At 61.7% G+C, this 21,862-nt stretch carries 31 protein-coding genes; 4 read left to right on the top strand and 27 right to left on the bottom strand.

The window, feature by feature from the left end; all coding sequences use genetic code 11:
* Positions 1 to 14 precede the first annotated feature (14 nt).
* From rplO to rpsL, 25 genes are all read right to left on the bottom strand, one after another.
* Positions 15 to 491 (bottom strand): 50S ribosomal protein L15, encoded by a 477-nt coding sequence (rplO, locus tag AC0NIL_RS18850; protein WP_013531434.1) that lies wholly within the window; start codon positions 489 to 491, stop codon positions 15 to 17.
* A 22-nt stretch (positions 492 to 513) separates the two neighbouring features.
* On the bottom strand, positions 514 to 711 hold the full coding sequence (gene rpmD, locus AC0NIL_RS18845) for a 50S ribosomal protein L30 (RefSeq protein WP_006205449.1): 198 nt from the start codon (positions 709 to 711) through the stop codon (positions 514 to 516).
* Positions 712 to 735: 24 nt separating this feature from the next.
* Positions 736 to 1,299 carry a 30S ribosomal protein S5 gene (gene rpsE / locus AC0NIL_RS18840; RefSeq protein ID WP_473573960.1) on the bottom strand — a complete coding sequence of 188 codons (564 nt, stop codon included), beginning with the start codon at positions 1,297 to 1,299 and terminating at the stop codon, positions 736 to 738.
* 148 nt (positions 1,300 to 1,447) lie between these two features.
* Positions 1,448 to 1,807, bottom strand: a complete 360-nt coding sequence (gene rplR / locus AC0NIL_RS18835) for a 50S ribosomal protein L18 (RefSeq protein ID WP_013531433.1) — start codon at positions 1,805 to 1,807, stop codon at positions 1,448 to 1,450.
* A 138-nt stretch (positions 1,808 to 1,945) separates the two neighbouring features.
* Positions 1,946 to 2,479 carry a 50S ribosomal protein L6 gene (rplF, locus tag AC0NIL_RS18830; RefSeq protein ID WP_275952958.1) on the bottom strand — a complete coding sequence of 178 codons (534 nt, stop codon included), beginning with the start codon at positions 2,477 to 2,479 and terminating at the stop codon, positions 1,946 to 1,948.
* A gap of 89 nt (positions 2,480 to 2,568) precedes the next feature.
* Entirely contained in the window at positions 2,569 to 2,967 is a 399-nt protein-coding gene (gene rpsH / locus AC0NIL_RS18825) for a 30S ribosomal protein S8 (RefSeq protein WP_013531431.1), read from the bottom strand.
* Positions 2,968 to 2,979: 12 nt separating this feature from the next.
* Positions 2,980 to 3,285, bottom strand: coding sequence for a 30S ribosomal protein S14 (rpsN, locus tag AC0NIL_RS18820; RefSeq protein WP_013895695.1), 306 nt, complete (start codon positions 3,283 to 3,285; stop codon positions 2,980 to 2,982).
* Positions 3,286 to 3,312: 27 nt separating this feature from the next.
* Positions 3,313 to 3,912 (bottom strand): 50S ribosomal protein L5, encoded by a 600-nt coding sequence (gene rplE / locus AC0NIL_RS18815; RefSeq protein WP_013531429.1) that lies wholly within the window; start codon positions 3,910 to 3,912, stop codon positions 3,313 to 3,315.
* Complete coding sequence (gene rplX, locus AC0NIL_RS18810; protein WP_013531428.1) at positions 3,905 to 4,219, bottom strand: 50S ribosomal protein L24; 315 nt, start codon at positions 4,217 to 4,219, stop codon at positions 3,905 to 3,907. The genes rplE and rplX overlap by 8 nt, the downstream gene beginning before the upstream one ends.
* Before the next feature lie 12 nt (positions 4,220 to 4,231).
* Positions 4,232 to 4,600, bottom strand: a complete 369-nt coding sequence (gene rplN / locus AC0NIL_RS18805; RefSeq protein ID WP_006205457.1) for a 50S ribosomal protein L14 — start codon at positions 4,598 to 4,600, stop codon at positions 4,232 to 4,234.
* A gap of 83 nt (positions 4,601 to 4,683) precedes the next feature.
* A complete protein-coding gene (gene rpsQ, locus AC0NIL_RS18800) occupies positions 4,684 to 4,923 on the bottom strand; it encodes a 30S ribosomal protein S17 (protein WP_010909280.1) in 240 nt (79 codons plus the stop codon).
* 11 nt (positions 4,924 to 4,934) lie between these two features.
* Positions 4,935 to 5,135: a 50S ribosomal protein L29 gene (gene rpmC / locus AC0NIL_RS18795; RefSeq protein ID WP_006205459.1), complete on the bottom strand. Its 201-nt coding sequence runs from the start codon at positions 5,133 to 5,135 to the stop codon at positions 4,935 to 4,937.
* Positions 5,136 to 5,148: 13 nt separating this feature from the next.
* Positions 5,149 to 5,562 carry a 50S ribosomal protein L16 gene (gene rplP, locus AC0NIL_RS18790; protein ID WP_013531427.1) on the bottom strand — a complete coding sequence of 138 codons (414 nt, stop codon included), beginning with the start codon at positions 5,560 to 5,562 and terminating at the stop codon, positions 5,149 to 5,151.
* A 27-nt stretch (positions 5,563 to 5,589) separates the two neighbouring features.
* Positions 5,590 to 6,315: a 30S ribosomal protein S3 gene (rpsC, locus tag AC0NIL_RS18785; RefSeq protein WP_013531426.1), complete on the bottom strand. Its 726-nt coding sequence runs from the start codon at positions 6,313 to 6,315 to the stop codon at positions 5,590 to 5,592.
* Positions 6,315 to 6,704 (bottom strand): 50S ribosomal protein L22, encoded by a 390-nt coding sequence (rplV, locus tag AC0NIL_RS18780; protein WP_006205462.1) that lies wholly within the window; start codon positions 6,702 to 6,704, stop codon positions 6,315 to 6,317. Before rplV ends, rpsC begins: the two co-directional genes overlap by 1 nt.
* Positions 6,705 to 6,706: 2 nt before the next feature.
* Positions 6,707 to 6,985 (bottom strand): 30S ribosomal protein S19, encoded by a 279-nt coding sequence (gene rpsS / locus AC0NIL_RS18775; protein WP_006205463.1) that lies wholly within the window; start codon positions 6,983 to 6,985, stop codon positions 6,707 to 6,709.
* A gap of 16 nt (positions 6,986 to 7,001) precedes the next feature.
* Positions 7,002 to 7,835: a 50S ribosomal protein L2 gene (gene rplB / locus AC0NIL_RS18770; RefSeq protein WP_024505067.1), complete on the bottom strand. Its 834-nt coding sequence runs from the start codon at positions 7,833 to 7,835 to the stop codon at positions 7,002 to 7,004.
* 22 nt (positions 7,836 to 7,857) lie between these two features.
* Entirely contained in the window at positions 7,858 to 8,151 is a 294-nt protein-coding gene (locus AC0NIL_RS18765) for a 50S ribosomal protein L23 (protein WP_013531424.1), read from the bottom strand.
* Positions 8,148 to 8,768 (bottom strand): 50S ribosomal protein L4, encoded by a 621-nt coding sequence (gene rplD / locus AC0NIL_RS18760; protein WP_013531423.1) that lies wholly within the window; start codon positions 8,766 to 8,768, stop codon positions 8,148 to 8,150. Before rplD ends, AC0NIL_RS18765 begins: the two co-directional genes overlap by 4 nt.
* Positions 8,768 to 9,496 carry a 50S ribosomal protein L3 gene (rplC, locus tag AC0NIL_RS18755; protein WP_013531422.1) on the bottom strand — a complete coding sequence of 243 codons (729 nt, stop codon included), beginning with the start codon at positions 9,494 to 9,496 and terminating at the stop codon, positions 8,768 to 8,770. The genes rplD and rplC overlap by 1 nt, the downstream gene beginning before the upstream one ends.
* 61 nt (positions 9,497 to 9,557) lie before the next feature.
* The gene (rpsJ, locus tag AC0NIL_RS18750) at positions 9,558 to 9,866 is read right to left on the bottom strand and encodes a 30S ribosomal protein S10 (protein WP_010909272.1); all 309 of its coding nucleotides are present in this window, start codon (positions 9,864 to 9,866) and stop codon (positions 9,558 to 9,560) included.
* 69 nt (positions 9,867 to 9,935) lie between these two features.
* Positions 9,936 to 11,111, bottom strand: a complete 1,176-nt coding sequence (gene tuf / locus AC0NIL_RS18745; protein ID WP_013531404.1) for an elongation factor Tu — start codon at positions 11,109 to 11,111, stop codon at positions 9,936 to 9,938.
* 99 nt (positions 11,112 to 11,210) lie between these two features.
* On the bottom strand, positions 11,211 to 13,301 hold the full coding sequence (fusA, locus tag AC0NIL_RS18740; protein WP_013531421.1) for an elongation factor G: 2,091 nt from the start codon (positions 13,299 to 13,301) through the stop codon (positions 11,211 to 11,213).
* 29 nt (positions 13,302 to 13,330) lie between these two features.
* On the bottom strand, positions 13,331 to 13,801 hold the full coding sequence (rpsG, locus tag AC0NIL_RS18735; protein ID WP_008875664.1) for a 30S ribosomal protein S7: 471 nt from the start codon (positions 13,799 to 13,801) through the stop codon (positions 13,331 to 13,333).
* A gap of 76 nt (positions 13,802 to 13,877) precedes the next feature.
* On the bottom strand, positions 13,878 to 14,249 hold the full coding sequence (rpsL, locus tag AC0NIL_RS18730; protein ID WP_006333356.1) for a 30S ribosomal protein S12: 372 nt from the start codon (positions 14,247 to 14,249) through the stop codon (positions 13,878 to 13,880).
* 497 nt (positions 14,250 to 14,746) lie between these two features.
* Here rpsL and AC0NIL_RS18725 point away from each other — a divergent pair, with 497 nt between their 5' ends.
* Both AC0NIL_RS18725 and AC0NIL_RS18720 read left to right on the top strand, forming a co-directional pair.
* Positions 14,747 to 15,028, top strand: a complete 282-nt coding sequence (locus AC0NIL_RS18725; RefSeq protein WP_013531420.1) for a transcriptional regulator — start codon at positions 14,747 to 14,749, stop codon at positions 15,026 to 15,028.
* Positions 15,029 to 15,200: 172 nt separating this feature from the next.
* Positions 15,201 to 16,127 carry a Gfo/Idh/MocA family protein gene (locus tag AC0NIL_RS18720; protein ID WP_473573961.1) on the top strand — a complete coding sequence of 309 codons (927 nt, stop codon included), beginning with the start codon at positions 15,201 to 15,203 and terminating at the stop codon, positions 16,125 to 16,127.
* 100 nt (positions 16,128 to 16,227) lie between these two features.
* Here AC0NIL_RS18720 and AC0NIL_RS18715 read toward each other — a convergent pair whose 3' ends face one another.
* Positions 16,228 to 16,626, bottom strand: coding sequence for a chlorophyllide reductase subunit BchY (locus AC0NIL_RS18715; protein ID WP_013531418.1), 399 nt, complete (start codon positions 16,624 to 16,626; stop codon positions 16,228 to 16,230).
* Between the two features lie 96 nt (positions 16,627 to 16,722).
* Between AC0NIL_RS18715 and AC0NIL_RS18710 the strand changes: the two genes are divergently transcribed.
* Positions 16,723 to 17,301 (top strand): DUF2975 domain-containing protein, encoded by a 579-nt coding sequence (locus AC0NIL_RS18710; RefSeq protein WP_063168071.1) that lies wholly within the window; start codon positions 16,723 to 16,725, stop codon positions 17,299 to 17,301.
* Between the two features lie 13 nt (positions 17,302 to 17,314).
* Positions 17,315 to 17,527, top strand: coding sequence for a helix-turn-helix domain-containing protein (locus tag AC0NIL_RS18705; protein ID WP_013531416.1), 213 nt, complete (start codon positions 17,315 to 17,317; stop codon positions 17,525 to 17,527).
* A 65-nt stretch (positions 17,528 to 17,592) separates the two neighbouring features.
* On the opposite strand, the gene rpoC is transcribed toward AC0NIL_RS18705, so the two are convergent.
* The gene (gene rpoC, locus AC0NIL_RS18700) at positions 17,593 to 21,789 is read right to left on the bottom strand and encodes a DNA-directed RNA polymerase subunit beta' (protein ID WP_013531415.1); all 4,197 of its coding nucleotides are present in this window, start codon (positions 21,787 to 21,789) and stop codon (positions 17,593 to 17,595) included.
* Between the last annotated feature and the right edge of the window lie 73 nt (positions 21,790 to 21,862).

Genomic DNA, 21,862 nt, shown 5'->3' with positions numbered 1-21,862 from the left:
GCTTCAAATTGCCGTTACTCGGCAGCTGCCTTTTCCTGCGGCAGCTTGACCGAACCGCCGGCCTTTTCGATCTTCTCGATCGCGGCCTTGGAGGCGCCGGCGACGTCAAAGGCGAGCTTCGCCTTGATCTCGCCATCCGAGAGGATGCGCACGCCGTCCTTGACGCGGCGGATGACGCCGGCGGCAACCAGCGATTCAGCCGTCACGGTTGCCTTGGCGTCGAGCTTCTTGGCGTCGATGGCCACCTGGATGCGGGCCAGCGACACGACGGTGAAGCTCTTGGCGAAGATGTTGTTGAAGCCACGCTTCGGCAGGCGCCGGTAGAGCGGCATCTGGCCACCCTCGAAGCCGTTGATGGCGACGCCGGAGCGCGCCTTCTGGCCCTTGACGCCGCGGCCGCCGGTCTTGCCGGAGCCGGAGCCGATACCACGGCCGAGACGCTTCTTGGAGTGCGTCGCGCCGTCCTTGTCACGCAGATCGTTGAGTTTCATCTGACTTCTCCTGCGCTCTGGCTCAGCCCTCGTCCACGACGCGGACGAGATGCTGGACGGCAGCGATCATGCCGCGCACGGAGGGCGTATCTTCCAGCGTGCGCTGCTTGTGCATCTTGTTGAGGCCGAGGCCGACCAGCGTCGCGCGCTGTTCCTTCGGACGGCGGATCGGCGAACCGATCTGCTCAACGGTGATGGTCTTGGTTGCTTTCTTGGCCATGGTCAAAATCCCTGGTCAGATCGACTATTCTTCAGCCGCAACGGCGGTGCCGCGGCGGGCCTGAAGGGTCGAATACTTGATGCCGCGAGCAGCAGCCACATCCTTGGGATGCATCTGGCTCTTCAGCGCGTCGAAGGTGGCGCGAACCATGTTGTAGGGGTTCGACGAACCCATCGACTTGGCGACCACGTCATGCATGCCGAGCGTCTCGAAGACAGCGCGCATCGGGCCACCGGCGATGATGCCGGTACCTGGCTTGGCGGCGCGCAGCAGCACGCGTCCAGCACCCCAGCGTCCTTCGACGTCGTGATGCAGCGTACGGCCCGAGCGCAGCGGCACGAAAATCATGTCGCGCTTGGCCGATTCAGTTGCCTTGCGGATAGCTTCCGGCACTTCGCGCGCCTTGCCGTGACCAAAGCCGACGCGGCCCTTCTGGTCGCCGACGACGACGAGTGCTGCAAAACCGAAGCGACGGCCGCCCTTGACGACCTTGGCGACGCGGTTGATGTGGACGAGCTTGTCCACCATGCCGTCATCGCGTTCTTCACGATCGCGGCCGCGGCCGCCATCCCTACGTTCCTGTGCCATATCCTGTTCCTTGTTTTTTTCCGGAAGCACGGTTGCTGATAAGATCCGGTGCCTCGCCCCGAATAAATCGGGAAACGGTCACCGGGGGCGAAATCATTTCCTTCGCATAATCTTTATCCGAAAAGTCTGCAACTTTTCGGGACTATGCTTAGAAGCTCAAGCCACCTTCGCGGGCAGCCTCGGCGAGCGCCTTGACGCGGCCGTGATAGATGTAAGCGCCGCGGTCGAAGACGACTTCCTTGACGCCGGCCTTGGTGGCGCGCTCGGCGATCAGCTTGCCGATCGCGGTGGCGGCAGCGGTGTCGGCGCCGGTCTTGAGCGAACCCTTGAAGTCCTTCTCGAGCGTCGAAGCGGCGGCGATGGTGTGGCCCTTGGCGTCGTCGATGACCTGCACATAGATGTTCTTCGACGTGCGGTGGACCGACAGACGCGGACGCTCGCCGGCGACCTTCTTGATCTGACGACGGACGCGCTGCGCGCGGCGCTGCGTGGATTCCTTGGTACCCATGATGGTCTTCCTTGCCTTCAAAAAACGGGGGCCGCCATATGCGGTAGGCGAAAGCGCCTCCCGCGACCGCTCCCCGCGGCGTTACACTCTTGGCTTGGCCCTTTCCGAAAAGTCTTCAACTTCTCGAGGCCAGGCCTACTACTTCTTCTTGCCTTCCTTGCGGACGACCTTCTCGCCGGCGTAGCGGACGCCCTTGCCCTTGTAAGGCTCGGGACCACGATACTCGCGGATCTCGGCCGCAACCTGGCCGACCTGCTGCTTGTCGATGCCGGCCACGGTGATTTCAGTCGGCTTCGGCACGGTGATGGTGATGCCCTGCGGCGTCTCATAGACGACGTCATGGCTGAAGCCAAGCGCCAGCTGCAGGTTCTTGCCCTGAAGTGCCGCGCGATAGCCGACGCCGGTGATCTCGAGCTTCTTCTCGAAACCGTCCTTGACACCCTGCAGGATGTTGACGATCTGCGTGCGCGACATGCCCCACTTCGAGCGGGCGGTCTTGGTCTGGTCGCGCGGCTGGACAGCGATCTCGCTGCCTTCCATCTTGACCAGCACTTCGTCGTTCACCACGAACTTCAGCTCACCCTTGGGGCCCTTCGCCGTCACGGTCTGGCCGTTGACGGTCGCGGTCACGCCCTGCGGCAGCGAAACGGGTTTCTTTCCAATACGAGACATTTTGTTGTCCTCGTCACTTCTCTTGTTTCAGGTCTCTGTCTTCGGGAACGATCCGAAGACCGGATTCCACTTTGCGGTCAACTGCCAGATCAGAAGATCTGGCAGAGGATCTCACCGCCGACGTTCTGTTCACGTGCTTCATGGTCGGCCATCACGCCCTTCGGTGTCGAAAGGATGGCGATGCCGAGGCCGTTTGCGACCTGCGGAATCGACTTGGCCGAAACATAGACGCGGCGGCCTGGCTTCGAAACGCGGGCGATTTCGCGCACGACCGGCGCGCCGTCGAAATACTTCAGCTCGATCTCGATTTCGGACTTGCCGTTGTCGAAGTCGGTCTGGCTGTAATCGCGGATATAGCCTTCAGCCTTCAGCACGTCGAGGACGCGGGTGCGCAGACGCGAAGCCGGCGTCGAAACGCTCGACTTCTTGCGGCCATACGCGTTGCGGATGCGGGTCAGCATATCGCCGAGAGGATCGCTCAATGACATGTTATGTCCTCCTTACCAGCTCGACTTGACCAGGCCCGGGATCTGGCCGTTATTGCCGAGATCACGAAGCGCGATGCGCGATACTTTGAGCTTGCGATAGTAGGCGCGCGGACGGCCGGTGACTTCGCAGCGGTTGCGGATGCGGATCTTGGCCGAGTTGCGCGGCATGGCGGCAAGCTTGAGCTGAGCGCGGAAACGCTCTTCCATCGGCTTGGACTGATCCATGATGATCGCCTTGAGCGCAGCCCGCTTGGGACCGTACTGGTCGGCAAGCTTGCGGCGCCTGTTGTTCTTCTCGACTGAGCTGGTCTTTGCCATTTCAGATTTTTCCTTTTCTCGCTGCCGTTACTGGCGGAAGGGGAAGTTGAAGGCCTTGAGCAATGCCCTGGCTTCGTCGTCCGTCTTCGCAGTCGTACAAACGATGACGTCCATGCCCCAGATCTGATCAACCTTGTCGTAGTTGATCTCCGGGAACACGATGTGTTCCTTGATGCCCATGGCGTAGTTGCCACGGCCATCGAAGCTCTTCGGATTCAGTCCGCGAAAGTCGCGGACGCGCGGCAGTGCGATGTTCACGAGGCGGTCGAGGAACTCATACATGCGTTCCTTGCGCAGCGTGACCTTGGCGCCGATCGGCATCTTCTCGCGGACCTTGAAGCCGGCGATCGAGTTGCGGGCGCGGGTAACGACGGCCTTCTGGCCGGCAATCATCGCCAGGTCTTCGGCCGCGATCGAAGGCTTCTTCGAATCGGCGGTCGCTTCGCCAACGCCCATGTTCAGCACGATCTTGTCGATGCGCGGAACCTGCATCTCGTTGTCGTAGCCGAACTGTTCCTGCAGCGCCTTGCGGATGGTCTCGTTGTAGACCTGCTTGAGGCGCGGCGTGTTCTGAGCCTTGGACTGTTTGCTTTCAGCCTTGGGCTTCGTGGTTTGAGCCTTAGCCATTGATGACTTCTCCCGAGCGCTTGGCGACGCGCACCTTCTTGCCGTCCTTCTGGAAGATGAAGCCGACGCGGGTCGGCTTGCCATCCTTGGGGTCGGCCAGCGCGATGTTCGACAGCTGGATCGGCGCTTCCTTGGTGATGATCCCGCCCTCTTGGGACTGGGACTGCTTCTGGTGACGGCGGATCATGTTGACGCCGCGCACCAGCGCGGTGTCTTCCTTCGGCTGTACCGAGAGGACTTCGCCCGAACGGCCCTTGTCCTTGCCGGCCAGCACGACGACCTTGTCGCCTTTTCTAATCTTTTGCATTGGTCCGGCTCCTTACAGCACTTCAGGCGCGAGCGAGATGATCTTCATGTGGTTCTTGGCGCGGAGTTCGCGCGGAACCGGTCCGAAGATACGCGTGCCGATCGGCTCTTTCTTGTTGTCGACGAGAACGGCCGCGTTCTTGTCGAAACGGATCACGCTGCCATCCGGGCGGCGAATGTCCTTGGCCGTGCGAACCACGACCGCCTTCATCACATCGCCCTTCTTCACGCGGCCGCGCGGAATGGCTTCCTTGATCGACACCACGATGATGTCGCCCACGGAAGCGTATTTCCGCTTCGAGCCGCCCAGCACCTTGATGCACATGACACGACGGGCGCCGGAATTATCCGCGACGTCGAGGTTTGTTTGCATCTGAATCATGACTGGCCGCCTTCTTCTCTTCTAACGGGATGGGCTCAAAGCCCCTCCCCGGTCTGTCCAAAATTCGTTGTTTACGCCCGAGGTCAGGCTTGGTCCGAAGACACGACGATCCAGCGCTTGTCCTTGGAAATCGGCTTCGATTCCTGGATGAACACCTGATCGCCAACCTTGTGGGCGTTGTTCTCGTCGTGCGCCTTGTACTTCTTGGTCATGCGCACGGTCTTCTTCATCACGGGATGCGTGAAGCGCCGTTCGACCTTGACGACAACCGTCTTCTCGTTCTTGTCGCTGACGACGGTGCCCTGCAGAATGCGCTTTGGCATGGTTTTCGTCCTTAAGCCTTCTTAGCCGCGGACTTTTCCGCAGCGATGGTCTTGATACGCGCAATATCCTTACGGACCTGTCTCACGCGCGCGGTCTTCTCGAGCTGGCCGGTGGCCTTCTGGAAGCGCAGGTTGAACTGCTCCTTCTTCAGGCTGGCCAGGTCGTCGGTCAGCTGGTCCTGGGTCTTGGTCCGGATGTCTTCGGCTTTCATGATCAGCCCGTCCTTATTCTGCGATGCGCTGCACGAAGCGCGTCTTGACCGAGAGCTTGGCCGCGCCGAGACGCAGTGCCTCACGGGCGGTTTCTTCATTGACGCCGTCGATCTCGAACATGATGCGGCCCGGCTTGACGCGCGCCGCCCAATAATCGACCGCGCCCTTGCCCTTACCCATGCGGACTTCGGTCGGCTTCGAAGTGACCGGCACGTCCGGGAAAATACGGATCCAGACGCGACCAGCGCGCTTCATTTCACGGGTGATCGCGCGGCGGGCCGCCTCGATCTCACGTGCGGTGACGCGGTTCGGCTCAAGCGCCTTCAGCCCGAAACCACCGAAATCCAGGTTGGTGCCGCCCTTTGCGGTACCATGGATACGGCCCTTGAACTGCTTGCGGAACTTTGTGCGCTTTGGCTGCAGCATCGTTCTAACTCCAAATTCCTAAATGTCTCAGGCGTTTTCGCGACGACGACCGCGTTCGCGATCACCACCACCGCCATGCGCTGCATCGCTTTCGCTGGCCCGACGCTCCGAAGCCATCGGGTCATGCTCAAGGATCTCGCCCTTGAACACCCAGACCTTGACGCCGCAGATGCCATAAGCCGTGTGCGCTTCGGCCGTACCGTAGTCGACGTCCGCACGCAGCGTATGCAGCGGCACGCGGCCTTCGCGATACCATTCCATGCGCGCGATCTCGGCGCCGCCGAGGCGGCCGGCGCAGTTGATGCGGATGCCTTCGGCACCAAGCCGCATCGCCGACTGAACGGCACGCTTCATGGCGCGGCGGAACGCGATACGACGCTCGAGCTGCTGGGCGATCGACTGGGCGACCAGGGTCGCGTCGATCTCCGGCTTGCGCACTTCAACGATGTTGAGGTGCGTCTCGGACTTCGTCATCTCCATCAGCTTCTTGCGAAGCTTCTCGATGTCGGCGCCCTTCTTGCCGATGATCAGACCCGGGCGCGCGGCATGGATGGTGACGCGGCACTTCTTGTGCGGACGCTCGATCACGACCTTCGAGATGGCAGCCTGCTTGAGCTCCTTCTCGAGATACTTGCGGATCTTGATGTCCTCATGCAGCAGCTTGCCGTACTCGCCGGTGTTCGCGAACCAGCGCGAATCCCAGGTGCGGTTGATGCCGAGGCGAAGACCGATCGGATTGACTTTCTGGCCCATTATGCGGCCTCCCCTTTTTCTTCGACTTCACGAACGACGATCGTGAGGTGCGAGAACGGCTTCTCGATACGGCTGGCGCGACCGCGGCCACGGGCATGGAACCGCTTCATGACGATCGACTTGCCGACATAGGCTTCCGCCACGATCAGTGCATCGACATCCAGGTCGTGGTTGTTTTCCGCGTTGGCGATTGCCGATTCCAGCGTCTTCTTGACCGTGCCGGAAATCCGCTTGGCCGAGAATTCGAGATCGGAAAGCGCTGTCGCGACCTTCTTGCCGCGGATCAGCGCGGCAACCAGGTTCAGCTTCTGCGGGCTGATACGGATCGTGCGCAATACGGCGCGCGCTTCGTTATCAGCAAGCCTGCGCGGAGCTTTGGCCTTGCCCATGATTATTTCCTCTTCGCCTTCTTATCCGCGCCGTGACCGTAATAGGTCCGGGTCGGAGCGAATTCACCGAACTTGTGACCGACCATGTCCTCGTTCACCGAGACGGGAACATGCTTCTGGCCGTTGTAGACACCGAAGGTGAAGCCGACGAACTGCGGCAGGATGGTGGAGCGACGGCTCCACATCTTGATCACCTCATTGCGACCACCTTCACGAACCTTGTCCACCTTCTTGAGAAGGTAGCCGTCAATGAAGGGGCCTTTCCAAATCGAACGAGTCACTTGGCGTTACCTCTTCTTAGCTCTTGCGCTGATGGCGCGAGCGCAGGATGAACTTGTCGGTCGCCTTGTTGGACCGCGTCTTCTTACCCTTGGTCGGCTTGCCCCAAGGCGAAACCGGATGGCGGCCACCCGATGTGCGGCCTTCGCCGCCGCCGTGCGGATGGTCGACCGGGTTCATGGTCACGCCGCGATTGTGCGGGCGCTTGCCACGCCAGACCGTGCGACCGGCCTTGCCGTCATTGATGTTGCCGTGGTCCGGATTGGACACGGCGCCAACAGTGGCCATGCAGGAGCCGTGAACGACACGCTGCTCGCCCGAATTGAGGCGCAGGATCGCCATGCCCTGGTCACGACCGACCAGCTGACCGTAACCACCTGCCGAACGGGCGACCTGAGCGCCCTTGCCCGGCTTCAGCTCGATGTTGTGGACGATGGTGCCGACCGGCATCGAAGCCAGCGGCATCGCATTGCCCGGCTTCACGTCGACCGATTCACCGGACACGATCTTGTCGCCGGGAGCCAGACGCTGCGGAGCGATGATGTAGGACAGCTCGCCATCGTCATACTTGATCAGCGCGATGAAGGCGGTGCGGTTCGGATCGTACTCAATGCGCTCGACCGTGCCGACGACGTCGAACTTGCGGCGCTTGAAGTCGATGATGCGGTACGAACGCTTGTGACCACCGCCGATGAAGCGGGCGGTGATGCGACCGTGATTGTTGCGGCCGCCCGACTTGGTCAGGCCTTCGGTCAGACCCTTGACGGGCTTGCCCTTGTAGAGGCCCGAGCGGTCGACGATGACCAGCTGACGGGTGCTGGGCGTTACCGGGTTGAATTTTTTCAGTGCCATTGTTCTGTCCTCGCGGCCTTGCTCAGAGACCCGTCGCGACGTCGATCGACTGGCCATCGGCCAGCGTCACAACCGCCTTCTTGACGTCGCTCTGGCGGCCAACCGTGCCACGGAAGCGCTTGATCTTGCCCTTGCGGACAAGCGTGTTCACGGCCATCACCTTGACGCCGAACAGCGCTTCGACGGCGGCCTTGATTTCCGGCTTCGACGCCTTCTTGGCGACGTTGAAGACGACCTTGTTCTGCTCGGAGGCCATGGTCGACTTTTCGGTGATCGCCGGCGAGACGATCACGTCGTAATGACGAAGGTCGGTCATTTAAAACGCTCCTCGAGAGCCTCGACGGCGGCCTTCGAAAGGACCAGCGTGCCGCGGCGCAGAATGTCGTAGACGTTGATGCCCTGGATGGGCAGCACGTCGATGTTGGGGATGTTCGTCGCCGCCAGCTTGAAGTTCTTGTCAAGCTCGGCGCCGCCGATCAGCAAAGCATTGGTCAGGCCCAGCGTCGCGAAATTCGCGATCAGCGCCTTCGTCTTGGCCTCGGTCAGCTTCAGCTCGTCGATGATGATGATCGACGCGCTCTTGGCCTTGGCCGAGAGAGCATGCTTGAGGCCGAGAGCGCGAACCTTCTTCGGCAGTTCGTGCTCGTGGCTGCGAACGACCGGGCCGTGGGCCTTGCCGCCGCCGCGGAACTGCGGAGCGCGTGCCGAATGGTGACGGGCGCGGCCCGTACCCTTCTGCTTGTACATCTTGGCGCCGGTGCGCGCGATCTCGGCGCGACCCTTGGTCTTGTGCGTGCCCTGCTGCTTCTTGGCAAGCTGCCAGCGCACGACGCGCTGCAGGATGTCTTCGCGCGGATCAAGGCCGAAAATCTCGTCGGAGAGTTCCACCTTGCCGGCGTCCTTGCCGCCCAGCGTTGTGATCTTGAGATCCATTATTCCGCTCCCTCTGTGGCCGGAGCCTCGTTCTTGGCGCCACTTTCGGCAGCAACGGCGCGGATCGCGGCAGGCTTCGGCGCATTGGCCGGCAGTGCCACCTTGGCCGCATCGCGGACCAGGATCCAGGCGCCCTTCGATCCGGGAACCGCACCGCGGATCAGGATCAGGCCGCGGTCGGCGTCGGTCGACACGATCTCGACATTCTGCGTGGTGACGCGGGTGTCGCCCATGTGGCCAGCCATATGCTTGCCCTTGAACACTTTGCCCGGGTCCTGGCGCTGGCCGGTCGAACCGTGCGTACGGTGCGAAACCGAGTTACCGTGCGTTGCACGGCCACCGCCCATGTGGTGGCGCTTGATGACGCCCTGAAAGCCCTTGCCGATCGTCGTGCCCGTCACATCGACCTTCTGGCCGGCGACGAAGTGCTCGACGGTGATCTCGGCGCCGACATCGATCATGTTGTCGGCGGAGACGCGGAACTCGGCGACCTTCGCCTTCGGCTCGACGGAAGCGGTCGCGAAATGGCCGCGCATCGCCTTCGACGTGTTCTTCACCTTGGCAAGGCCAACGCCGAGCTGAACGGCGGTGTAGCCATTCTTCTCTTGCGTGCGCTGGGCCACGACCTGGCAGTTCTCCATCAGGAGAACGGTGACGGGAACATGTTCCCCGGCATCGTTGTAGATGCGGGTCATTCCCACCTTCTTTGCAATCACACCTGAACGCATCGGTTCAATTCCTTTAGAGTTCCGGGCCAGGGGCACCGCCCCTTACCGCGCTCTCATTCCCTTAGAGCTTGATCTCGACGTCGACGCCGGCGGCCAGATCGAGCTTCATCAAAGCATCGACCGTCTGCGGGGTCGGATCGACGATGTCGAGCAGACGCTTGTGCGTGCGCATCTCGAACTGCTCGCGGCTCTTCTTGTCGACGTGAGGCGACCGGTTGACCGTGAACTTTTCGATCCGCGTCGGCAGCGGAATGGGGCCGCGGACGTTTGCACCGGTACGCTTGGCCGTCGACACGATTTCCTTCGTCGAGGCGTCGAGCACGCGGTGGTCAAACGCCTTAAGGCGGATGCGGATATTCTGTCCGTTCATGCGTCACTTCCTTGTTCTGGCGCGGCGCGGGCAACTCCCGCGCCCGCGACAGATCGGTTTAAGTCCAAATTACTCTTTGATGGTGACGACGATGCCGGCACCGACGGTGCGGCCGCCTTCACGGATAGCGAAGCGCAGCTTCTCTTCCATGGCGATCGGCACGATCAGCTCGACATCGACCGTGATGTTGTCGCCCGGCATCACCATCTCGGTGCCTTCCGGCAGCGACACGATGCCGGTCACGTCGGTCGTGCGGAAGTAGAACTGCGGACGGTAGTTGGTGAAGAACGGCGTGTGACGGCCACCTTCGTCCTTGGTCAGGATGTAGGCTTCGGCCACGAACTTCTTGTGCGGCTTCACCGTGCCCGGCTTGGCCAGAACCTGGCCGCGCTCGACACCTTCACGATCAACGCCGCGCAGCAGCGCGCCGATGTTGTCGCCAGCCTGGCCCTGATCGAGCAGCTTGCGGAACATTTCCACGCCCGTGCAGGTCGTCTTGGTCGTCGGACGGATGCCGATGATTTCCAGCTCCTCGCCGACCTTGACCACGCCGCGCTCGACGCGGCCAGTCACCACCGTGCCGCGGCCCGAGATCGAGAACACGTCTTCGATCGGCATCAGGAACGGCTTGTCGAGCGGACGGACCGGCGTCGGGATGTAGGCATCGACCGCAGCCATCAGCTCGCGGATCGCGTCTTCACCGATCTTCTTGTCCGAGTCTTCGAGAGCAGCCAGAGCCGAACCCTTGACGATCGGAATGTCGTCGCCGGGGAATTCGTTCTTGGTCAGAAGCTCGCGAACCTCGAGCTCGACCAGTTCGAGCAGCTCGGCGTCGTCGACCTGGTCGACCTTGTTCAGGAACACCACAATCGACGGCACGCCGACCTGACGGGCCAGCAGGATGTGCTCGCGGGTCTGCGGCATCGGGCCGTCGGCAGCCGACACGACCAGGATCGCGCCGTCCATCTGCGCGGCGCCGGTGATCATGTTCTTCACATAGTCGGCGTGGCCGGGGCAGTCGACGTGAGCGTAGTGGCGGTTGGCCGTCTCGTATTCGACGTGAGCCGTCGAGATCGTGATGCCGCGCGCCTTCTCTTCAGGGGCAGCGTCGATCTGGTCGTAGCGCTTGTATTCGCCAAAATACTTGGTGATCGCCGCCGTCAGCGACGTCTTGCCATGGTCGACGTGGCCAATCGTGCCGATGTTCACGTGAGGCTTGTTACGCTCGAATTTACCTTTGGCCATAATCGTTCTCCGTCTATTCTACCCGCTTGGGGGAAATTGTTATTCGCTCTTCAGATCCGGCACCGCGCAAGGGACGCGACGTCGGTGGCTAAGGAACCCTTACGCGTATTTCTTCTGGACTTCCTGGGCCACTGCGGTCGGAACCGGCTCGTAGTGATCGAACTGCATCGTGTAGGCCGCACGGCCCTGGCTCATCGAGCGCAGGTTGTCGACATACTTGAACATGTTGGCGAGCGGCACCATCGCGTTGATGACCACGGCGACGCCACGCGCTTCCTGACCCTGGATCTGGCCACGACGACCGTTCAGATCGCCGATGACGCTGCCGACGTAGTCTTCCGGCGTCACGACTTCGACCTTCATGATCGGCTCGAGCAGCTGCACGCCAAGCTTGGGTGCTGCTTCACGGAAGCAGGCGCGGCCGGCGATTTCGAAGGCCAGAACGCTGGAGTCGACATCGTGGTAAGCGCCGTCGATGAGGGTCGCCTTGACGCCGATCATCGGGAAGCCCGCAAACGGACCCGAGGTCATGACGCTGTTGATGCCCTTTTCGACACCAGGGATGTATTCCTTCGGCACGGCGCCGCCGACGATCTTGGTATCGAACTCGAACTCGCTGCTGTCCGGGTTCGGCTCGAACAGGATCTTGACGCGAGCGAACTGACCGGTACCGCCGGTCTGCTTCTTGTGCGTGTAGTCCTGCTCGTGCTTGCGGGTGATCGTCTCGCGATAGGCCACCTGCGGTGCGCCGACATTGGCCTCGACCTTGAACTCGCGACGCATGCGGTCGACGATGATGTCGAGGTGGAGTTCGCCCATGCCGGAAATGATGGTCTGGCCGCTTTCCTCGTCGGTCTTGACGCGGAAGGACGGATCCTCGGCGGCCAGGCGGTGAAGGGCGAGGCCCATCTTTTCCTGGTCGTTCTTGGTCTTCGGCTCGATGGCGATCTGGATGACCGGATCGGGGAATTCCATGCGCTCGAGAATGACCGGATGCAGCGGATCGCTCAGCGTGTCGCCGGTGGTCGTGTCCTTGAGGCCGGCAAGAGCAACGATGTCGCCGGCAAATGCCTCTTCGACGTCGGCGCGCGAGTTCGCATGCATCTGCAGCATGCGGCCGATGCGCTCTTTCTTGCCCTTCACGGTGTTGTCGACCGAGATGCCCTTGGTGAGCCTGCCCGAATAGATGCGCGCAAAGGTCAGCGAACCGACGAACGGGTCGTTCATGATCTTGAAGGCGAGCATCGACAACGGCTCGTTGTCGTCGGCATGACGCTCGATCTCGGCGTCGGTCTTGGCATCGACGCCCTTGATGGCGGGAACATCGGCCGGCGACGGCAGATATTCGACGACGGCGTCGAGCAGCGGCTGCACGCCCTTGTTCTTGAAGGCCGAGCCACAGAACATCGGGTAGAACTTGACCGCGATGGTGCCCTTGCGGATCAGCGCGCGAATCTCGTCATTCGACGGCATCTTGCCTTCGAGGTAATTCTCAAGCGCCGTCTCGTCCATTTCGACGGCAGCCTCGATCATCTTCTCGCGGTATTCTTCGGCACGAGCCTTGAGGTCGTCCGGGATCTCGACGATGTCCCAGGCAGCGCCCAGCGTCTCGTCGCGCCAGACCAGCGCGTTCATCTCGACGAGGTCGACAACGCCCTTGAACTCGGTCTCGGCACCAATCGGCAGCTGCATGACAACAGCATGCGCACCGAGGCGCGAGCCGATCATCTCGACCGAGCGATAGAAGTCGGCGCCGATCTTGTCCATCTTGTTGCAGAAGATCATGCGCGGAACGCGATACTTGTCGGCCTGGCGCCAGACGGTCTCGGTCTGCGGCTCAACACCGGCATTGGCATCGAGCAGTGCGATGGCGCCGTCGAGCACGCGCAGCGAACGCTCGACTTCGATGGTGAAGTCGACGTGGCCGGGGGTGTCGATGATGTTGAAGCGGTGCATCTTGCCGTCACGAGCCTTCCAGAAGGTCGTGGTCGCGGCGGACGTGATGGTGATGCCGCGCTCCTGCTCCTGCTCCATCCAATCCATGGTGGCAGCGCCGTCGTGGACTTCGCCGATCTTGTGCGACTTGCCCGTGTAGTAGAGGACGCGCTCGGTGGTCGTCGTCTTGCCGGCGTCAATATGCGCCATGATACCGAAATTGCGGTAGTCTTCGATTTTGTATTCGCGGGCCATCGTAGCTGCCTCTCAGTCTCGTTCGCGCTTTACCAGCGGTAGTGCGCGAAAGCGCGGTTGGCTTCAGCCATCTTGTGGGTGTCTTCACGCTTCTTGACAGCGGTGCCGCGGTTGTTGGCCGCGTCCATCAGCTCGCCGGAGAGGCGGTCGACCATCGTGGTCTCGTTGCGGTTGCGGGCCGCAGCAATCAGCCAGCGAATGGCCAATGCCTGGCGGCGCTCGGGGCGCACGTCGACCGGAACCTGGTAGGTGGCGCCGCCGACACGGCGCGAACGCACTTCCACATGCGGCGCGACATTGTCGAGCGCCTGATGGAAGACGGTGACCGGCTCCTGCTTGGTCTTCGACTGAACCTGGTCGAGCGCGCCGTAGACGATGGTCTCGGCGACCGACTTCTTGCCGTCATACATGACGGCGTTCATGAACTTGGTGACGATCAGATCGCCGAACTTCGGGTCCGGATTGATCTCACGCTTTTCTGCACTGTGACGACGCGACATGGCTTTTGTCTCTCAATCTCATAGCCCGACGCACTCAAGGAGCGCCAAGGCCGGAAAATCTTATTTCGGACGCCCCTTACTTCGGGCGTTTGGCGCCGTACTTCGAACGGCGCTGCTTGCGGTTCTTCACACCCTGCGTGTCGAGCACGCCGCGGATGATGTGGTAGCGAACGCCCGGAAGATCCTTGACGCGGCCGCCGCGGATCATCACCACGGAGTGCTCCTGAAGGTTGTGGCCTTCGCCGGGGATGTACCCGATCACTTCAAAACCATTGGTCAGGCGGATCTTGGCCACCTTGCGCAGCGCCGAGTTCGGCTTCTTCGGCGTCGTTGTATAGACGCGCGTGCAGACGCCCCGCTTCTGCGGGTTCTGCTGCATGGCCGGGACCTTGTTGCGCTTCACCGGCGCAATGCGCGGCTTGCGGATCAGCTGGTTGACGGTAGGCATTAAACCCTCTTGTCTCTCAATTCCGTGTCTCGCCCGGTCAGGGCCGCTCAAAGCGTCATTTCCATACGCAAATTCGGGCCATAAACCGCGCCTCGCGGTCTTGCCCGAACAAAAGGCAGAGGAAGCGGAAGCCGCTTCGTGCACGCCGGAAATGTCTTTTCGCTCGTAAAACGAACCCTGTTTGAGGCAAACTCCAAAGCGTGTCGCTTCGGAAGGGAGAGCCTCACATCGGTTCTGACTGGGCGGCTTCTACCCGTAAGACCGCGGACCGTCAAGCCCGGAGCACCAAATATTGCGCGCCGACCAAGGCTTGGCAGCCATGCGAAAACCGCATGTAATTTTCTTTCGCATTTTTGCAAGAGCGAGGAAGAAAGTGACAAGCCTTCAGGCAAAGTGAATGGGTTTGCGCTGTTGCGCGGCCTTGCTTCATGCGAAAAGGCCGCATGAGCAGTCAAAACCCCCTCGCCCGCCCACCCGCTGCCAAGAGGAATCGGCCCGTGAACGACAACGAAGAACGCCCGGTCACCATCATCACCGGCCGGGTGTGGAAGAAAAAAGGCGGCAAACCGGAAGGCGTTCACGTCATGCTGGTTGCGCCCGACGACGATTCGGCGGTGCGCCGGGCGCTCGAATCGCTTGCCGCCGAAGGTTACGCCGAGGCCGAGCTCGACCAGATCGGCGACATGGACGGCATCCCCGACGAAGAGCCGCATATTTCCGCCTTCCAGGGCGCGCTCGAAGGCGAAGTGTCGATCGTTACCTTCGACGTGCCGATCTGACTCCGGTCCAGCTTTCGAATCGACTGCCGAACCGAATCGGCGACCGAGGCCTTCCCAGCCGACAAATGTGCTGCCGCTAAGGGAAGGCTGAGCTTGGCTGCCCGGCTTCGGCTTGCCCGGGGCAAGTGTTCTGATAAGAAGCCATGACCATCATCAAACAGACGGAGCGGCCGTGTCCCAGCCCATCAAGATAGGCATCGTCGGCGTCGGCAAGATCGTCCGCGACCAGCACCTGCCGGCCCTGGCGAAAGACCAGGACTATTGCCTCGTCGCAGCCGCCAGCCGTCACGGCAAGGTGGATGACATCCCGAATTTCCCCACCATCGAAGCCATGCTCGACGCCGTAGCCGAGCTCGAGGCCGTCTCGCTCTGCATGCCGCCGCAATTCCGCTACGACGCGGCGCGGACGGCGCTGACGGCAAAGAAGCATGTCTTCCTGGAGAAGCCGCCGGGCGCTACTGTCAGCGAGGTCGAAGACCTCAAGACATTGGCTGCGCACAACGGCGTCTCGCTGTTCGCCAGCTGGCACTCGCGCTATGCGCCGGCCGTCGAGGCCGCACGTGCTTTTCTAAGTTCAGCCCGCATCCGCTCGGCTGCCATCAACTGGAAAGAGGATGTGCGCCGCTGGCACCCGAACCAGGAATGGATCTGGGCTCCCGGCGGTTTTGGCGTCTTCGATCCCGGCATCAACGCGCTGTCGATTGCCACCCATATCCTGCCGGCCATGTTCATCACCTCGGCGGTGCTCGACTTTCCCGAAAACCGCGCCTCCCCGGTTGCCGCGCGCGTCACCTTCCGCACCTCGAATGGCCTGCCGGTGACGATGGACCTCGACTGGCTGCAGACAGGCCCGCAAAGCTGGGACATCCTGGCCGACACCGACAAGGGCGCCATGGTGCTGTCGGGTGGCGGCTCGAAGCTCGCCATCGACGGCAAGCTCATTCACGAAGAGCCGGAAGCGGAATATCCGATGCTCTACAAGCGCTTCGCCGAGATCGTGCGCGCCGGCGTTTCCGATGTCGATCTGGCCCCGCTCCAGCATGTCGCTGACGCCTTCATGCTCGGCAAGCGCAACGTAGTCGAGGCGTTTTTCGATTGAGCTCTGGAACCGCACTCGCTGATCGCGCGCGGGGGTCGCAGGTTGGGAATAGTCGCGCGACAGGATTGTCGCGCGACTGAGAACCAGCGGATCGCCAGGCTCAATTCCTGGTCCTGCAACCGGCACGCTTGACCATGTCGGCAATGATCAGTGGCGTCGCCGGTGTCTGAGACCAGTTACCCTGACGAGGGGCGCCCGCTTCAAGGGCGGCGCGCACCGCTCGTGTATCCAGGCTGAAAGAACTCTTGCAGGAAACGAGGCCGCCATTGCCGATCGTGTCGGCGATCACGCCGGCGGCTTCGCCAACCCCGGCGACATAGGCGACCAGCGTTTGCCTGGCGACCGGGCTCGTGTCGGCCTTGTCGAGCATTTCCATCACCTGCCCCACCGATATCCGGCCTGTCGCTGTCGACGGGAGGGCGATGGCAGCAAAAGGCGTTATGGACGCGGCGACAATCGCGATGGCTGCCACGGCAATCCGGCGTTTGAACGAAGGCATAGGTTTCTCCTGTGATGAGGAATTGACAAGAATCATCATTGCGCATAAATAAATTATTGTAAAACGATAATTCATTACGATGGAGTGATAACGGCGATGATTGAACCTGTCATCACGGCTGTCCCCGCCGATCCTGCCCGCCAGCTTAGATTGAGACGCATCCGACTTTTCAGCCTAGTGCTGGCGAGGTGTTTTGTCGTCCTCGCCATATTGCTGACCATCGGTCTGCTGTTCTACTGGCTCAGCGTCTCCGCCAGTTCGATCGCGGCCGATGCGCAAATCCCACAGGAATGGCTGAGCGAGCTTGGCCTCGGTCGAAGACTGGTCGGGTTCGCGATCTCGTTCGTGCCGCTTGCCTGCCTCGTCTTCGCGCTCATGGCCGCAAGGCGCTGCTTCGGCGCTTTCGCGTCCGGCAACTTCTTCGGTCAGGGCGCCATCAGCAATTTGCGATACTTTGGCCTCGGCCTGCTGGCATCCGCCTTGCTGAAACCGGTTTCGGCGGCGGCATTGTCCGTTCTGCTCAGCTGGGACGCGCCTGCCGGCCAGCACCGGCTGACGCTCGGTCTCGACAGCGACACGATGCTGACCTTGCTGGCAGCTTGCATCGTCGCTGTCATCACCTGGGTCATGGCCGAGGCATCGGCACTCGCCGAAGAAAACGCGCAATTCATCTGATGAGGATCAGCTCATGCCCATAAGGGTCAGGCTCAATGTCGTCCTCGCCGAACGAAACGTGAAGTCAAAGGACCTGGCCGAATATGTCGGCATCACCGAGGCCAATCTTTCTCTTTTGAAGCAGGGAAAGGTCAAGGGTATCCGGTTCGACACGCTGGAGCGCATCTGCGACTATCTCGACTGTCAGCCGGGCGATCTGCTTCGCTTCGAGAGGGTGTCCGAATAGCACAAAGAAATAGGCCGCCGGGTTGCCCCGACGGCCTTATTGCCTGAGATCGTTGCCGTCCGCGCTTACTGCGCGGCGGTGGTCATGTCGGCCAGCATCGGCTCGGCGACTTCCGCACCCGAGGCCTTGCGGCGCTCGTCGATGATCAGTTCGTCGCGCGAGGTGGCGATGCGCCGGATCTGGCTCATCGTGCCGCCGGTACCGGCCGGGATCAACCGGCCGACGATGACGTTTTCCTTCAAGCCCTGCAGCATGTCGGTCTTGCCGGCAACGGCAGCTTCCGTCAGCACTCGCGTCGTCTCCTGGAAGGAGGCGGCCGAGATGAAGGACGGCGTCTGCAGCGATGCCTTGGTGATGCCGAGCAGCACCGGCAGGCCTTCGGCCGGCTTCTTGCCGTCCTCGACCAGACGCTCGTTGACCTCTTCCAGTTCGATCACGTCGACATGATCGCCCGGGATGTAGGTCGAGTCGCCCTGCACCGTGATCTCGACCTTCTGCAGCATCTGGCGAACGATCACCTCGATGTGCTTGTCGTTGATCGACACGCCCTGCAGACGGTAGACTTCCTGGATCTCGTTGACGAGGTAGGAAGCAAGTGCCTCCACGCCTTTGATCGCCAGGATGTCGTGCGGCGCCGGGTTGCCGTCGAGGATGTAGTCGCCCTTCTCGATGACGTCGCCGTCCTGGAGATGGAACGGCTTGCCCTTCGGGATCAGGTATTCGACCGGCTCAAGCGTCGAGTCATGCGGCTCGATGATGATGCGACGCTTGTTCTTGTAGTCGCGGCCGAAGCGGATCGTGCCGTCGATCTCGGCGATGATGGCGTGATCCTTCGGACGACGTGCCTCGAACAGCTCGGCAACACGCGGCAGACCGCCGGTGATGTCCTTGGTCTTGGCGCTTTCCATCGGAATACGCGCCAAAACGTCGCCGGGGCGAACCTGCGAACCCGGCTCGACCGAAAGAATGGCCTCGACCGAGAGCAGGAAGCGGGCGTCGCCGCCCTTGGACAGCTTGCCGACCTTGCCCTTGGCGTCCTGGATCGCAATCGCCGGCTTCAGGTCGTTGCCACGTGGCGTCGAGCGCCAGTCGATGACCTCACGCTTGGTGATGCCGGTCGACTCGTCGGCCGTTTCCTGAACGGAAATGCCGTCGACCAGATCCTCGTACGACACCCTGCCCTCGATTTCGGTGAGGACCGGACGCGTGTAGGGATCCCACTCGGCGATACGCTGGCCGCGCTTCACCTTGTCACCATCGTCCACGAAGATGCGCGAACCATAGGTGAGACGGTGCGAGGCGCGCTCCTTGCCGGCTTCGTCGAGGATCAGCACCGCCATGTTGCGGCCCATGACCATCTGCTGGCCGTCGGAGTTGCGCACCACGTTGCGGTTGCGGATCTCGACCTTGCCCTCATACGAGGCTTCAAGGAACGAGCTGTCCACCACCTGCGCGGTACCGCCCATGTGGAAGGTACGCATGGTGAGCTGGGTGCCCGGCTCGCCGATCGACTGCGCCGCGATGACGCCGACGGCTTCGCCCTGGTTGACCGGGGTGCCGCGGGCCAGATCGCGACCGTAGCAGACCGCGCAGACGCCAACCCTGACTTCGCAAGTCAGTGCCGAGCGGATGCGGACCGACTGGACGCCGGCCTTTTCGATCTGTTCCACGTCACGCTCGTCCATCAGCGTTCCGGCCTTGACCAGGATCTCGCCCGACACCGGATGGGTGATGTCGTCGAGCGACGTACGGCCCAGCACGCGCTGGCCGACCGAAGCAACGACCTGACCGGCATCGACGATCGGCTGCATGGTGAGGCCCTTGTCGGTGCCGCAGTCGACGGAGTTGACGATGCAGTCCTGCGCCACGTCGACCAGACGACGGGTGAGGTAACCCGAGTTCGCCGTCTTCAAGGCGGTGTCGGCCAGACCCTTGCGGGCGCCGTGGGTCGAGTTGAAGTACTCGAGCACGGTCAGGCCTTCCTTGAAGTTCGAGATGATCGGCGTCTCGATGATTTCACCCGACGGCTTGGCCATAAGGCCGCGCATGCCGGCAAGCTGGCGCATCTGGGTGGGCGAGCCACGCGCACCGGAGTGCGACATCATGTAGATCGAGTTCATCGGCTTCTGACGGCCATTGTCCTCGAACTCGACCGCCTTGATGCGGGCCATCATCTCGTCGGCGACCTTTTCCGAGCACTTGGCCCAGGCGTCGACGACCTTGTTGTACTTCTCGCCCTGCGTGATCAGACCGTCATTGTACTGCTGCTCGTATTCCTTGGCCAAAGCCTCGGTGTCGGAGACCAGCTTGATCTTGGCATCCGGGATCAGCATGTCGTCCTTGCCGAACGAAATGCCGGCGCGGCAGGCATGGCTGAAGCCGAGCGCCATGATGCGATCGCAGAAAATGACCGTCTCCTTCTGACCGCAATGGCGGTAGACGGTGTCGATCATCTTGGAGATGTTCTTCTTGGTCATCTCCTGGTTGGCGGTCTCGTAAGGCACGTTGACGTTCTTCGGCAGAAGCTCGCCGATGATCATGCGGCCAGGCGTGGTGTCATGGATCTTCGACACGACCTTGCCTTCGGCGTCGACCGTGCGGAAACGACCCTTGATCTTGGAGTGCAGCGTCACCGCCTTGGTCTCGAGCGCGTGCTGGAGTTCGCCCATGTCGGCAAACACCATGCCCTCGCCCGGCTCGTTCTGGTTGACGATCGAGAGATAGTAGAGACCCAGAACCATGTCCTGCGACGGCACGATGATCGGCGCGCCCGAAGCCGGGTGCAGGATGTTGTTGGTCGACATCATCAGCACGCGGGCTTCAAGCTGCGCTTCCAGCGACAGCGGCACGTGAACGGCCATCTGATCGCCGTCGAAGTCGGCGTTGAAGGCCGTGCAGACCAGCGGGTGCAGCTGGATCGCCTTGCCTTCGATCAGGATCGGCTCGAACGCCTGGATGCCGAGACGGTGCAGCGTCGGCGCACGGTTCAGCAGCACCGGATGCTCGCGGATGACCTCGTCGAGGATATCCCAGACTTCCGGACGCTCCTTTTCGACCAGCTTCTTCGCCTGCTTGACGGTCGAGGAGTAACCCTTGGCGTCGAGACGGGCGTAGATGAAGGGCTTGAACAGTTCGAGCGCCATCTTCTTGGGCAGGCCGCATTGGTGCAGCTTGAGCTCCGGACCGGTCACGATGACCGAGCGGCCGGAATAGTCGACGCGCTTGCCGAGCAGGTTCTGACGGAACCGGCCCTGCTTGCCCTTGAGCATGTCGGACAGCGACTTCAGCGGGCGCTTGTTGGCGCCGGTGATGACGCGGCCGCGACGGCCGTTGTCGAACAGCGCATCGACGGCTTCCTGCAGCATGCGCTTTTCATTGCGCACGATGATGCCGGGGGCGCGCAGCTCGATCAGCCGCTTCAGGCGGTTGTTGCGGTTGATGACACGGCGATAGAGATCGTTCAGATCCGACGTGGCGAAGCGGCCGCCGTCCAGCGGGACGAGCGGACGCAGGTCCGGCGGGATCACCGGAACCACCTTCATGATCATCCATTCCGGACGATTGCCGGATTCCATAAAGTTCTCGACGACCTTGAGCCGCTTCAGATACTTCTTCTGCTTCAGCTCGGAGGTGGTCGACGCCAGTTCCGAACGCAGGTCGCCGGCGATCTTCTCCAGGTCCATGCCGGCCAGGAGGTCATGAATGGCCTCGGCGCCGATCATGGCGGTGAACGAATCCTCGCCATACTCGTCGACGGCGATCATGTACTCTTCCTCGCTGAGCAGCTGGTGCTCCTTCAGCGCGGTGAGGCCAGGTTCGGTGACGATGTAGTTCTCGAAGTAGAGGACGCGCTCGATGTCCTTCAGGGTCATGTCGAGCAGCGTGCCGATGCGCGACGGCAGCGACTTCAGGAACCAGATATGGGCGACCGGTGCCGCCAGCTCGATATGGCCCATGCGCTCGCGGCGAACGCGCGACAGCGTGACTTCAACGCCGCACTTCTCGCAGATGACGCCCTTGTACTTCATGCGCTTGTACTTACCGCACAGGCACTCGTAGTCCTTGATCGGGCCAAAAATGCGCGCGCAGAACAGACCGTCACGCTCCGGCTTGAAGGTGCGGTAGTTGATGGTCTCCGGCTTCTTGATCTCGCCGAAAGACCAGGACAGAATCTTCTCAGGGCTGGCAAGCGATATCCGGATGGAATCGAACACCTGCGCAGGCGCCTGCGGATTGAAGAGATTCATGACCTCTTGGTTCATGCCGTTCTCCTTTTCGGGATCCTCGAAGATCCCTTGCATCTAGTCGCGAGCCAAACGCCCGCCGTCTTTGTCG

The organism is Mesorhizobium sp. WSM1343, assembly GCF_055901535.1.
This window is presented reverse-complemented; position numbering and strand designations above follow the sequence as displayed.

Excerpts from the sequence above, each read along its gene's own strand:
- AC0NIL_RS18765 (WP_013531424.1), bottom strand. The coding sequence starts at position 8,151 with ATGACCGACCTTCGTCATTACGACGTGATCGTCTCGCCGGCGATCACC.
- rpsG (WP_008875664.1), bottom strand. The coding sequence starts at position 13,801 with ATGTCGCGTCGTCACAGTGCAGAAAAGCGTGAGATCAATCCGGACCCG.
- AC0NIL_RS18715 (WP_013531418.1), bottom strand. The coding sequence starts at position 16,626 with ATGCCTTCGTTCAAACGCCGGATTGCCGTGGCAGCCATCGCGATTGTC.
- fusA (WP_013531421.1), bottom strand. The coding sequence starts at position 13,301 with ATGGCCCGCGAATACAAAATCGAAGACTACCGCAATTTCGGTATCATG.
- rpmD (WP_006205449.1), bottom strand. The coding sequence starts at position 711 with ATGGCCAAGAAAGCAACCAAGACCATCACCGTTGAGCAGATCGGTTCG.
- rplD (WP_013531423.1), bottom strand. The coding sequence starts at position 8,768 with ATGGATCTCAAGATCACAACGCTGGGCGGCAAGGACGCCGGCAAGGTG.
- rpsL (WP_006333356.1), bottom strand. The coding sequence starts at position 14,249 with ATGCCTACCGTCAACCAGCTGATCCGCAAGCCGCGCATTGCGCCGGTG.
- rpsC (WP_013531426.1), bottom strand. The coding sequence starts at position 6,315 with ATGGGCCAGAAAGTCAATCCGATCGGTCTTCGCCTCGGCATCAACCGC.
- rplF (WP_275952958.1), bottom strand. The coding sequence starts at position 2,479 with ATGTCTCGTATTGGAAAGAAACCCGTTTCGCTGCCGCAGGGCGTGACC.
- rpsJ (WP_010909272.1), bottom strand. The coding sequence starts at position 9,866 with ATGAACGGACAGAATATCCGCATCCGCCTTAAGGCGTTTGACCACCGC.
- AC0NIL_RS18710 (WP_063168071.1), top strand. The coding sequence starts at position 16,723 with ATGATTGAACCTGTCATCACGGCTGTCCCCGCCGATCCTGCCCGCCAG.
- rpsE (WP_473573960.1), bottom strand. The coding sequence starts at position 1,299 with ATGGCACAGGAACGTAGGGATGGCGGCCGCGGCCGCGATCGTGAAGAA.
- rpmC (WP_006205459.1), bottom strand. The coding sequence starts at position 5,135 with ATGAAAGCCGAAGACATCCGGACCAAGACCCAGGACCAGCTGACCGAC.
- rplB (WP_024505067.1), bottom strand. The coding sequence starts at position 7,835 with ATGGCACTGAAAAAATTCAACCCGGTAACGCCCAGCACCCGTCAGCTG.
- rpsQ (WP_010909280.1), bottom strand. The coding sequence starts at position 4,923 with ATGCCAAAGCGCATTCTGCAGGGCACCGTCGTCAGCGACAAGAACGAG.
- rpoC (WP_013531415.1), bottom strand. The coding sequence starts at position 21,789 with ATGAACCAAGAGGTCATGAATCTCTTCAATCCGCAGGCGCCTGCGCAG.
- rplO (WP_013531434.1), bottom strand. The coding sequence starts at position 491 with ATGAAACTCAACGATCTGCGTGACAAGGACGGCGCGACGCACTCCAAG.
- AC0NIL_RS18705 (WP_013531416.1), top strand. The coding sequence starts at position 17,315 with ATGCCCATAAGGGTCAGGCTCAATGTCGTCCTCGCCGAACGAAACGTG.
- rplE (WP_013531429.1), bottom strand. The coding sequence starts at position 3,912 with ATGGCTAAGGCTCAAACCACGAAGCCCAAGGCTGAAAGCAAACAGTCC.
- rplV (WP_006205462.1), bottom strand. The coding sequence starts at position 6,704 with ATGGGCAAGGCCAAAGCTCCGCGCAGGCTTGCTGATAACGAAGCGCGC.
- rpsH (WP_013531431.1), bottom strand. The coding sequence starts at position 2,967 with ATGTCATTGAGCGATCCTCTCGGCGATATGCTGACCCGCATCCGCAAC.
- rplP (WP_013531427.1), bottom strand. The coding sequence starts at position 5,562 with ATGCTGCAGCCAAAGCGCACAAAGTTCCGCAAGCAGTTCAAGGGCCGT.
- rplC (WP_013531422.1), bottom strand. The coding sequence starts at position 9,496 with ATGCGTTCAGGTGTGATTGCAAAGAAGGTGGGAATGACCCGCATCTAC.
- rplX (WP_013531428.1), bottom strand. The coding sequence starts at position 4,219 with ATGCAAAAGATTAGAAAAGGCGACAAGGTCGTCGTGCTGGCCGGCAAG.
- rplN (WP_006205457.1), bottom strand. The coding sequence starts at position 4,600 with ATGATTCAGATGCAAACAAACCTCGACGTCGCGGATAATTCCGGCGCC.
- rplR (WP_013531433.1), bottom strand. The coding sequence starts at position 1,807 with ATGGGTACCAAGGAATCCACGCAGCGCCGCGCGCAGCGCGTCCGTCGT.
- rpsN (WP_013895695.1), bottom strand. The coding sequence starts at position 3,285 with ATGGCAAAGACCAGCTCAGTCGAGAAGAACAACAGGCGCCGCAAGCTT.
- tuf (WP_013531404.1), bottom strand. The coding sequence starts at position 11,111 with ATGGCCAAAGGTAAATTCGAGCGTAACAAGCCTCACGTGAACATCGGC.